This window comes from Streptomyces sp. NPDC001502, assembly GCF_042894785.1.
GTDB lineage: Bacteria > Actinomycetota > Actinomycetes > Streptomycetales > Streptomycetaceae > Streptomyces > Streptomyces kutzneri.
Genome location: NZ_JBIAVW010000048.1, coordinates 1 through 10,309, shown reverse-complemented (window position 1 = coordinate 10,309; position 10,309 = coordinate 1). Strand labels below are relative to the sequence as shown.

The window sequence follows — 10,309 nt, the reverse complement described above, 5'->3', positions numbered from 1 at the left end:
TTCATGGTGACGGCGACGACGGGTCTGCCGGATCACGAGCAGGGTATGGCGACGGGGCTGGCGACGATGACGCAGCAGGTCGGTATCACGATGGGCACGCCGATCATGTCGGCGATCGCGGCGGCCAACACCGACATCCATGCGGGGATCACGACCGCGGTCATCGTGAACACCGCGATCGTCCTCGTCGGCACCCTCACCACCGCCCTCTTCCTCCGGAACAAGGCCGCGAAGGACCTCGCCGCCGCCGGCTGAGCCCCCTGACCGGCCCTCCCCCCCCGAGGCGCCCCGGCACGGTTCTCTTCCCCCCGACCGTGCCGGGGCGCCCCTCCCCAAGGTCTCCTCTTCTCAAGGAACGTGATGGACCTCCGTATCGAAGACCGTGTGTACCTCGTGACCGGTGCGTCGTCCGGAATCGGCGAGGCAACCGTCCGCCTCCTGGCCGCCGAAGGCGCCACCGTCGTCGGCGTCGCCCGCAAGCCCTGGAGCACCGAAGCCCTCGGCGACCGGGTCAGCACCGTCGCCGCCGACCTCACCGACCCCGACGCCGCCCGCCACGTGGCCGACACGGTCGTCGAACGCCACGGCCGGCTCGACGGCCTCGTCAACAACGTCGGCGCTCTGGAGTCCCGTACCGGCTTCCTCGACGTGACCGACGAGCAGTGGAAGAGCACCTTCGAGGTCAACTTCCACTCCGCGGTCCGCATGACCCGCGCGGCCCTCCCCGCGCTCCTGGACACCGGAGCGGGCGCCGTCGTACACATCGCGAGCGAGGCCGCCCGCTTCCCCGACCCGGGCATCGTCGACTACGCCGCCACCAAGACGGCGCTGCTCTCCCTCTCCAAGTCCCTCGCAGCGGAGTTCGGCGTCCGCGGCGTGCGCTCCAACGTGGTCTCGCCCGGGCCCACCCGGACCGCGCTCTTCGACGCTCCCGGCGGGTTCGCCGAGCAGCTCGGCGAGCGGTTCGGCCTCCCGGCCGACGAGGCCGTCGACCACTTCATCCGAGAGGTGCGCCGACTCCCCAGCGGCCGGATCGGCAGCCCCGACGATGTCGCCGGCGTCATCGCGTACCTGCTCTCGCCCCTCGCGGGGCAGGTCACCGGCGCCGAGTGGAGCGTCGACGGCGGCGCCCTGCGACAGGTCTGACCGGGCCGATGCGCGCTTCCCTCCTCGCCCTCGCCATAGGTGCCTTCGGCATCGGGACGACCGAATTCGTCATCGTCGGTCTGCTCCCGGAAGTCGCCGACGACCTGTCCGTCTCCATCCCCTCCGCCGGCATGCTGGTCACCGGCTACGCCCTCGGCGTGGTCGTCGGCGCACCGCTGATGACCGCGGCAGGTGCCCGGCTGCCGCGCAAGACCATGCTCGTCGTCCTCATGGCGATCTTCATCGCCGGCAACCTGCTCTGCGCCCTGGCCGGCGACTACACCGCTCTCATGGGCGGGCGGCTGATCGCCGCCCTCACGCACGGGGCGTTCTTCGGGATCGGCTCCGTCGTCGCCGCCGACCTGGTGGCCCCCGACCGGCGGGCCAGCGCCATCGCCCTGATGTTCACCGGCCTCACCCTGGCCAATGTGCTCGGCGTACCGCTGGGCACCTTCCTGGGCCAGGAGTTCGGCTGGCGTTCGACCTTCTGGGCGGTCACCGGCATCGGGGTCGTCGGACTGCTCGGTCTGATCGCCCTGGTGCCGGCGCAGCCCGCGCCGGAACGCGGAGCCCTGCGCGGTGAACTCGCCGTCTTCCGCAGGCCCCAGGTATGGCTGGCACTGACGACCACGGTCCTCGGTTTCGGCGGGGTCTTCGCCTCCTTCACCTACCTCGCGCCGATGATGACGGAACTGGCCGGCTTCTCCGACGGCGCGGTCGCCTGGCTCCTCGTCCTCTTCGGTGCCGGGCTGTGCGTGGGCAACGTACTCGGCGGCCGGGCCGCCGACCGGTCCCTGATGCCCAGCCTGTACCTCATCCTCGGCGGCCTCTGCCTGGTACTGGTGATCTTCACCTTCACCTCGCACGCCGCCGTGCCCGCCGCGATCACCCTGGCCGCCTTCGGGGCGATCGGATTCGCGACGGTGCCGCCGCTGCAAGCACGTGTGATGCAGCAGGCCGCCGGGGCCCCGGCCCTCGCCTCCGCGGCGAACATCGCGGCCTTCAACCTCGGTAACGCCCTCGGGGCCTGGCTCGGCGGCCTCGCCGTCGCCCACGGCCTCGGGTGGACCTCACCGACCTGGATCGGTGCCGGACTGGCCGCGGCCGGTCTGGGCACCGCAGCCCTCTCCGGCCGCCTCGACCGCCGCGGCCACGGCAGCCACGGCAGCCTCGGGAGCGGCGACAGCCAAGGAAGCGGCGGGCCGCACCCGCAGCCCGGGGCAGAGCTCCCCACCGCACCACTCACGAACGCACCAGGTGCCGGGCACGGCACCCACTCCATCGTCGAACAGAAGTCGAGGTAGACGCACATGAACGGTGTCGATCGCCGGACCATGCTCACCCGCAGCGCGGCCGTCGTCGGAGGCGCGGCGGTGGCCGGCGCCCTGTCCGGCCCCGTGGCGGCAGCAGCCGCCCCGAGCGCCTCCGGCGACGCGGCCCGCGCCGCGGCCGCCGGGACCGGATCCGTCGTCAGGCCGGGGGATCCGCGCTACGAAATGCTCACCACCGGCAACAACCAGCGCTTCGTGGCCCGCCCGGACTACATCAAGATGGTCCGCTCGACGGCGGACGCCGAACGCGCGCTGAGAGACGCCGTACGGGCGGGCAAGCGGGTGTCGGTGCGCAGCGGCGGCCACTGCTTCGCCGACTTCGCCGCCCACTCCGGCACCCAGGTCATCATCGACTTCTCGGAGATGACGCACGTCGGCTACGACCCGAAGTTCCGCGCGTTCGTCGTCGAGGCGGGCGCCCGCCTGATCAACGTGTACGAGGCCCTCTACAAGGGCTGGGGCGTCACCATCCCCGGCGGCATCTGCTACAGCGTCGGAGCCGGCGGGCACATAGCCGGCGGTGGCTACGGACTGCTCTCCCGGGCCCACGGCCTGGTCGTCGACCACCTCTACGCCGTGGAGGTCGTGGTGACGGACGGGAAGGGCGGTGTACGCACCGTCGTGGCCACCCGGGAGAAGAACGACCCGAACCGGGAGCTGTGGTGGGCGCACACCGGCGGGGGCGGCGGCAACTTCGGCCTGGTGACCCGCTACTGGTTCCGCTCCCCGGGCGCGAAGGGCTCCGAACCCTCCGAACAGCTGATCTCCCCGCCGTCGACGGTGCTGGTGAGCGCCGTCGACTTCCCCTGGGAGCAGTTGACGGAGGCGAAGTTCACCCGGCTGCTGAAGAACTTCGGTGCCTGGCACGCCGCCAACAGTGCGCCCGACTCCCCGTACCGCAATCTCTCCAGCCTGTTCAACGTCAGCTCCAAGGCACACGGCAGCCTGGGCATGTTCACCCAGGTCGACGCGACGGTGCCGAACGCGAGAAAACTGCTCGACGACTACCTGGCGGCCATCACGGCCGGTACGGGAGTCACCCCCAAGGCACTCACCCGTCCCACCGGCGAGCTGCCCGCCCTGCCACAGTTCGCGGAGCCCAGGACCCTGCCCTGGCTCCAGGCGACCAGACTGGTCGGCACCAACAACCCGGTCATCACCAACCCCACCTCACGCGGCGCGCACAAGTCCGCGTACATGCGCAAGAACTTCACGGACCATCAGATCTCCGCGCTCTACCGGTACATGAGCCGGCCGGACTTCAAGAACCCGGACACCATGCTGGTGCTCTTCTCCTTCGGCGGGCAGGTCAACGCGGCCGCGCCCGACGCGACGGCCAACGCGCAGCGCTCGTCCATCTTCAAGATGTGCTTCCAGACCTTCTGGCAGGACGAGGGCGAGGACGCGTACTACCTGGGCTGGCTGCGCGACCTGTACGAGGACTTCTTCTCGGCGACCGGCGGCGTACCGCTGATCGACGACAGCACCGACGGCTGCTACATCAACTACCCCGACCGTGACATCACCGACCCCCGGCGCAACAGGTCCGGTGTGCCCTGGCAGACCCTCTACTACAAGGACAACTACCCGCGCCTGCAGCAGGTGAAGAGGAAGTACGACCCCTCCGACTTCTTCCGCCACTCCATGTCGGTCAAGCCTGCCCGAGGCTGACACCGTCCACCCGTAACCCCTGGTCAAAAGCCCCGTACTCCGGACTCCGGAGTGCGGGGCTTCTGTCGTTCCCGGCCAACCGTTCGAGTGGCCGCGGGCGTTCGTTGACTCCCCGGCCGGCTCCGGGAAAGCTGTGTCTTGGCCGGAAGAGGGCAGCTGAAAAGCCCCTCGCAGTGAGATCCGATCCCCTGGCCACCACCTCTCGACGGGCCCGCGGCACCCGCCGCGCCGCGCCCTCGCACGCCCCGCCACGGCTCGATTCCCAACGCGTCAGAAAGTAGAGGAAGCCATGCGTTCCGTCGCCGTAGTCCTCGGCACCCGGCCGGAAGCCATCAAGTTCGCGCCCGTCATCCGCGCCCTCCAGGACGACCCGCGCTTCGAGCCCGTCGTGATCTCCACCGGGCAGCACCGCCAGATGCTGGACGAGACCCTCGAAGCCTTCGGCCTCACCGCCGACGTCGACCTGAAAGTGATGGCCCCCAAGCAGACCCTCTCCCAGGTCACCTACCGCTCGCTGCGGGGCCTGGAGGACTACTTCGCGACCGCGCCCGCCGACGCGGTCCTGGTCCACGGCGACACCGCCACCACCCTCACCGGAGCCCTGGCCGGATTCCACCAGCGGATCCCCGTCGTCCACGTCGAGGCCGGACTGCGCAGCGGCCGGCTCGGCTCGCCCTTCCCCGAGGAGGGCAACAGACGGCTCGTCGCCCAGGTCGCCGCCCTCCACCTGGCCCCCACCCCCGGCAACCTGGCGAACCTGCTGCGCGAGGGCATCGCCGCCGACACGATCACCGTCACCGGCAACACCGTCATCGACGCCCTGCGCTGGGCCAGCGGCCGCGCCGAGAGCTACGGCGACCCGGCCCTGGCCGACCTCGACCGTGACCCGCGCCGGGTCGTCCTGGCCTCCGCGCACCGCCGCGAGGCATGGCCGCACCTGCCGCAGATCGGCCAGGCCCTGGCCCGGATCGCCGACGAGCCCGGTGTGCGCGTCGTCGTCCCGCTGCACCGCAACCCCGTCGTCCGCGAGGCACTCCTCCCGCACATCGGCAGCCACCCCAGCATCACCGTCGTCGACCCGCTGCCCTACCTCAGCTTCTGCAAGCTCATGGCCCGCGCCGACGTCATCGTCTCGGACAGCAGCGGCAGCCAGGAGGAAGGGCCCGCGCTCGGCAAGCCCACCCTGGTCCTCGGCGACGTCACCGAGCGGTCCGAGGCCATCGTCGCCGGCACCGCCTGCCTGGTCGGAACGGCCACCGAGGGCATCGTCACCCGCACTCTGGCCCTCCTGCGCGACCGCGCCGAGTACGACCGGATGGCCACCGCCGCCAACCCGTACGGCGACGGACAGGCCACCACCCGCACGGTCGCCGCCCTCGCCCACTTCTTCGGCCTGGGCCCCGCGCCCGAGCCCTTCGTCCCCGACAGCGCCGTCGACGAGCTCAGCGTCGAGCTCGCCCGTACGGCCGACTTCGCCCGCACCTGAACCCCGGAGAGAGGAAGCCACCGCATGAGCGCCACCCCGTCCGCCGTCGAACGCCCGCTGAACTTCAGCACCCCGTACCTGAGGGCCGCGCTCGTCCGCGACGCCGTGGACTACACCGTCGAAGGCCGCACCATCGTCGTCAACCCCGGCGTGACGCCCGTGACCATCGCGGAGGAACCCCGCAAGACCATCCCCCCGCTCTCCTCGACCGTCCTCGCCGACACCCGCATCGAGAAGGCCGACGCGCTCCTCCTGCTGCGCACCGCCCCCGACGGCACCGACATCACCGGCATCACCACGGAACCCGGCTGGTCCCACCTCGCCGACCTGCTCGGCCCCGGCGAGTTCCCCCGCGAGACCGCCCTCCACCGCAGCCCCCAGGACGACATCAACACCGTCCTGTTCGACCCGGCCCACGTACTCGGCGAGCGCGAGAGCGCCATGGACCTGCGCGAGTTCAACGTCCGCGCCAACCTCTGGTTCTCACCCGCCGGCACCGACTGCGCCGTCCACAACCAGCACGACTTCATCGAGGTCCACACCCAGGTCCACGGCCTGGGCCGGATGCAGCGCTTCCGGGACAGCGACCACGCCTCGCTCTACCAGGACGTCCTGATGAGCCCCGGCTACACCACCCCGGACCCGTTCTGCGCCACCGGCCCCCAGTGCACGTACCACTACCCCTGGCACCAGTACCGGGCCGACACCGACTGCATCTGGCTCGCCATCGAGTACCACCCCGTACCCCGCGCGCTGCGCACCCTCCGCCCCGCGACCGCCCTCACCGCCCTCACCTCCCTGGAGAACCCCTCATGACCGCCACCGGCACCGGCAAGAACCCCGAGACCGTCCTGCGCGCCCCGAAGTTCACCGCCGAGGTCGTCGCCAACCAGCTCCGCGACGGCTACTGGCTGGAGGCCCCCGACATCGACGGCGACGGCAAGCCCGACCTGTTCGGCTACGGGCTGCGGCTCGGCGAGATCTACTGGTACGCCAACGACGGCGACTGGACCCGCCGGCTGATAGCCGACCGCATCAAGATGCCCGTCGGCGCCGACTTCGCCGACGTCAGCGGCAACGGCCACCCCGACGTCATCGTCTGCTACGACCTCTACGGCCCGATCGGCACGATCCACGACGCCAACACCGAAGGCGGCAAGATCGACTGGCTGGAGAACCCGGGCACCCCCGACAAGGACGAGTCGCGCTGGAAGCGCCACTACGTCGGCCGCGCCACCGGTATGCACCGCCTGCGCGCCGGCCACTTCACCCGCACCGACCGGCTCCAGATCATCGGCCTGCCGATCGTCGCGAAGGAGGACGTCCACGCCGTACTCCCCGTCGTGCTGTTCACCCAGCCCGACGACGTGCACACGGCGGAGGAGTGGCCGATGACCGTCATCGACGACAGCCACTTCCGGATGATCCACGGCGCCGAGAAGAAGCAGGGCCTGATCCCCGGCTCCGACCTCGAATCGCTGCTGCTCGCCTCCGACGAGGGCGTCACCTGGCTCTGGTTCGACGAGGCCCGCCAGGAGTGGATCCGCGAGCTGATCGGCACCGGCGAGCTCACCCAGTTCGAGCAGACCGGCTTCCGCGGCAGCGGCGACCTCAACGCCGGCCGGCTCGGCGGCGACCCGATGGCCTACGTCGCCGCCATCGAGCCCTTCCACGGCAACACCGTGGCCGTCTACACGAAGGACGAGGGCGGCGAGGGCTGGAACCGCGTCCTGCTCGACGTGTACGGCGACCCCAACGAGAACGGCGAGGGCCCCGGCCACCAGATCGTCTGCGCCGACTTCGACGGCGACGGCGACGAGGAGTTCCTCGTGGCGCTGCGCGGACCGTGGCCCTGGCAGGGCGTCATGTACTACAAGGCGATCGACGCGGCCAACGGTGTCTGGGCCAAGTGGCGGGTCTCCGAGGAGTCCGTCGCCCGCATCGCCACGGCCGACTTCAACGGGGACGGCCGCCTCGACTTCGCCACCATCGCGTACTCCGTCCAGAACTACTACGTGGCCAAGGACGCCAAGCTCATGGTCTACCGCAACGAGATCGAGCAGTAGGCCCCTTCCGCCCCTCCCGCCCCTTCCGCCCCTCCCGGCAGTCCCGTACGCCCCTTCGCGCCACCGGGACCGCGCACCGCACGGCGGAGCACGGTCCCGGGCCGTCCCCGACGAACCCCACTCCCGAAAGAGCGATTCCCTGTGGCCTCCACGACGTCCCCCGACGCCGCGAAGCGGGCGAAGCTGCCCTCACTGACCGGCCTGCGGTTCTTCGCCGCGCTCTCCGTCTTCTTCTTCCACTCGTCCCTCACCGACTCCCCGATCCCGCCGAACGCGCCCGTCAACCCCTTCGCGGACGCCTCGATCGCCGACGGGTTCTCCACCGCCTTCGGCAAGGCCGGCTACCTGGGAGTCTCCTTCTTCTTCGTCCTCTCGGGCTTCGTCCTCGCCTGGGCCGCCAAGCCCGGCGAGCGCGTCACCGCCTTCCTCCGCCGCCGGCTGCTGAAGATCTTCCCGAACCACCTCGTCGTCTTCGCCGCCGCGATGATCCTCTTCGCCGGCTCGGCCGTCACCGGCGTCGCCGACTGGCTCCCGAACCTCTTCCTCATCCACACCTGGTGGCCGCAGCCCACCGTCAACCTCAGCGTCAACCCGCCCAGCTGGTCCCTCGGCAGCGAGCTGCTCTTCTACATGCTCTTCCCGGCGCTCATCGTCCCGATCCGCAGGCTCCGCGGCCGGACCGCCCTGTGGGGCTGGAGCGCCGCGATGATCGCCGGAATGGTCGCCCTCCAGCTCATCGCCACCTACTTCGTCCCCGACACCCCGAAGTCCACCATCACGCCGATCTCCGGGATGCAGTTCTGGTTCGGCTACCTGCTCCCGGCCGGCCGCCTCTTCGAGTTCGTCCTCGGCATCCTGCTCGCCCGGATCGTCCTCGCGGGACTGTGGCCGCGCCGTATCGGCTTCGGCGTCTCCCTCGTGCTCACGGTCCTCGGCTACGCCGCCGCGCTCGTCGCCCCGTTCCAGTACGGATTCGTCGTCGCGACGATCATCCCGGTCGCCGCGCTCATCGGGGCCACCGCACAGGCCGACGTCGACCACCGGACCACCTTCCTGCGCAGCCGGCCCATGGTGTGGCTGGGCGAGGTGTCCTTCGGCTTCTACCTCGTCCAGGGCGTCACGATCTTCTACCTGCGCTCGCTGCTGGGCGAGAACACCTACGGCGTCCCCGTCGCCCTGCTGGTGATCGCCGGCTTCTTCGCCGCCTCGCTGCTCGGCGGCTGGCTCCTGTTCCGCTTCGTCGAGATGCCCGCCATGCGCCGCTTCGGCCGCGCCAGGCCCCGTACGCCGTCCGCTCCGGCACCCGCCCCGGCCCACGAGCCTTCCGGTGATTCCGGTGATTCCGGTGACCGGACCCCGGTCACCGCGGCCGCCCGGGACTGACCCCCCGCCCTACCGCTCCCCGCCCGCGTCGGCATCCGCCGACGCGGGCTTCGGCCTGTCGTGCCCCGCCGTAGGACCGGCGGTCAGGCTGGAGAGCATGCGCAGGGCGGCGTCGGAGGGCGAGGACGCGGGGGCGCTGTAGAGCAGCATCCGGTGGTTGGTGCCGTCGGTGAGGTGCAGGTTCTCGAAATCCAGGGTCAGCGGGCCCACGACCGGGTGGTGCAGGGTCTTGGTGCCGACCGTGCAGTCCCGTACGGGGTGCTTCGACCACAGCGAGGCGAAGTCGGGGCTCTGCAGCATGAGCGACCCGATGAGCTCGGCGAGCGCGCGGTCCTCCGGATTGCGCCCGGCGACCAGGCGCAGGGCAGCCAGGGCGACCCGGGCCTCGCTCCTCCAGTCCGTGTAGAGCTCCCGGGTGTGCGGGTCCAGGAACAGCATCCGCGTGAGGTTCGGGCGTACGGCTGGGTCGTCGGGGCTCGCGATGTCGACGTGCCCCGCGAGCAGGGCGTGTCCCAGCGGATTCCAGGCGAGCACGTTGTTGCGGCCGTCCAGCACGACCGCCGGGACCTGGGGCATCGCGGTGATCAGGCGGCGCGTGGTGTCACGGACGTACTCGGGACGCGGCGACTGGGTCCGCTTGGCGCGCGGCGGCCGGGCGAGGTTCAGCAGATGCGCGTGCTCGTCCGGGCTCAGGCGCAGGGCGCGGGCTAGGGCGTCGAGGACGCTGTCCGAGGCGTTCGTGCTCTGCCCCTGCTCCAGGTGCGTGTAATAGGTGATGCTCACGCCGGCCAGGAGGGCGAGCTCCTCACGCCGCAGCCCGGGCACGCGCCGGCGGGTGCCGTGGGAGGGGAGCCCGACGTCCTCGGGCTGGAGCTGGGCGCGACGCGTGCGGAGGAACTCGCCCAGGGCAGTCGGTGTGTCCATGCGTTCCAGTGTGCCGGGGGAGGGCGCCGAACGCTGCCCGTGAAGGTGGCCCTGGGAGTGCTAGCTTGCCCGGCGCCAGCACAACCAGGGGGCTGGGTAACCCTCTCCGACCGGTCCAGAGTCGATGACGCAACAGCTCGTTGCGTGATCGAGAGGAAGTGTTTCGCGATGTCGGTCGTCGAGGGTGCGCGGGTCGATACGGGAACTGAGGGGCCCGTTCGTCTGGATGGGCGTCTCAGGTTGGTGTTGGTGGTGCTGCTGGTGGCGCAGTTCATGCTGGCGGTTGATTTCTCGATTCTGAA

At 70.8% G+C, this 10,309-nt stretch carries 8 protein-coding genes and 1 pseudogene; 8 read left to right on the top strand and 1 reads right to left on the bottom strand.

Translation table 11 applies throughout. From position 1 onward, the window contains the following. The 8 genes and pseudogenes from ACFY0D_RS40000 to ACFY0D_RS39965 all read left to right on the top strand — a co-directional run. Positions 1-255: pseudogene (locus tag ACFY0D_RS40000) on the top strand (MFS transporter); the annotation flags it as partial. A gap of 105 nt (positions 256-360) precedes the next feature. Beyond that, entirely contained in the window at positions 361-1,146 is a 786-nt protein-coding gene (locus tag ACFY0D_RS39995) for an SDR family NAD(P)-dependent oxidoreductase (RefSeq protein ID WP_390802777.1), read from the top strand. A gap of 8 nt (positions 1,147-1,154) precedes the next feature. Beyond that, positions 1,155-2,450 carry an MFS transporter gene (locus ACFY0D_RS39990; protein ID WP_390802776.1) on the top strand — a complete coding sequence of 432 codons (1,296 nt, stop codon included), beginning with the start codon at positions 1,155-1,157 and terminating at the stop codon, positions 2,448-2,450. Positions 2,451-2,456: 6 nt separating this feature from the next. Next, positions 2,457-4,148, top strand: coding sequence for an FAD-dependent oxidoreductase (locus tag ACFY0D_RS39985; RefSeq protein WP_390802775.1), 1,692 nt, complete (start codon positions 2,457-2,459; stop codon positions 4,146-4,148). Between the two features lie 289 nt (positions 4,149-4,437). Further along, positions 4,438-5,634 (top strand): non-hydrolyzing UDP-N-acetylglucosamine 2-epimerase, encoded by a 1,197-nt coding sequence (wecB, locus tag ACFY0D_RS39980; RefSeq protein ID WP_390802774.1) that lies wholly within the window; start codon positions 4,438-4,440, stop codon positions 5,632-5,634. A gap of 24 nt (positions 5,635-5,658) precedes the next feature. Further along, positions 5,659-6,450 carry a hypothetical protein gene (locus ACFY0D_RS39975; RefSeq protein WP_390802773.1) on the top strand — a complete coding sequence of 264 codons (792 nt, stop codon included), beginning with the start codon at positions 5,659-5,661 and terminating at the stop codon, positions 6,448-6,450. After that, positions 6,447-7,700: an FG-GAP repeat domain-containing protein gene (locus ACFY0D_RS39970; protein ID WP_390802772.1), complete on the top strand. Its 1,254-nt coding sequence runs from the start codon at positions 6,447-6,449 to the stop codon at positions 7,698-7,700. The genes ACFY0D_RS39975 and ACFY0D_RS39970 overlap by 4 nt, the downstream gene beginning before the upstream one ends. A gap of 141 nt (positions 7,701-7,841) precedes the next feature. After that, a complete protein-coding gene (locus tag ACFY0D_RS39965) occupies positions 7,842-9,083 on the top strand; it encodes an acyltransferase family protein (RefSeq protein ID WP_390802771.1) in 1,242 nt (413 codons plus the stop codon). Between the two features lie 9 nt (positions 9,084-9,092). On the opposite strand, the gene ACFY0D_RS39960 is transcribed toward ACFY0D_RS39965, so the two are convergent. Next, positions 9,093-10,007 carry a helix-turn-helix domain-containing protein gene (locus ACFY0D_RS39960; protein ID WP_390802770.1) on the bottom strand — a complete coding sequence of 305 codons (915 nt, stop codon included), beginning with the start codon at positions 10,005-10,007 and terminating at the stop codon, positions 9,093-9,095. Positions 10,008-10,309: the final 302 nt, after the last annotated feature.

Excerpts from the sequence above, each read along its gene's own strand:
- ACFY0D_RS39975 (WP_390802773.1), top strand. The coding sequence starts at position 5,659 with ATGAGCGCCACCCCGTCCGCCGTCGAACGCCCGCTGAACTTCAGCACC.
- ACFY0D_RS39990 (WP_390802776.1), top strand. The coding sequence starts at position 1,155 with ATGCGCGCTTCCCTCCTCGCCCTCGCCATAGGTGCCTTCGGCATCGGG.
- ACFY0D_RS39960 (WP_390802770.1), bottom strand. The coding sequence starts at position 10,007 with ATGGACACACCGACTGCCCTGGGCGAGTTCCTCCGCACGCGTCGCGCC.
- ACFY0D_RS39985 (WP_390802775.1), top strand. The coding sequence starts at position 2,457 with ATGAACGGTGTCGATCGCCGGACCATGCTCACCCGCAGCGCGGCCGTC.
- ACFY0D_RS39970 (WP_390802772.1), top strand. The coding sequence starts at position 6,447 with ATGACCGCCACCGGCACCGGCAAGAACCCCGAGACCGTCCTGCGCGCC.
- ACFY0D_RS39995 (WP_390802777.1), top strand. The coding sequence starts at position 361 with ATGGACCTCCGTATCGAAGACCGTGTGTACCTCGTGACCGGTGCGTCG.
- wecB (WP_390802774.1), top strand. The coding sequence starts at position 4,438 with ATGCGTTCCGTCGCCGTAGTCCTCGGCACCCGGCCGGAAGCCATCAAG.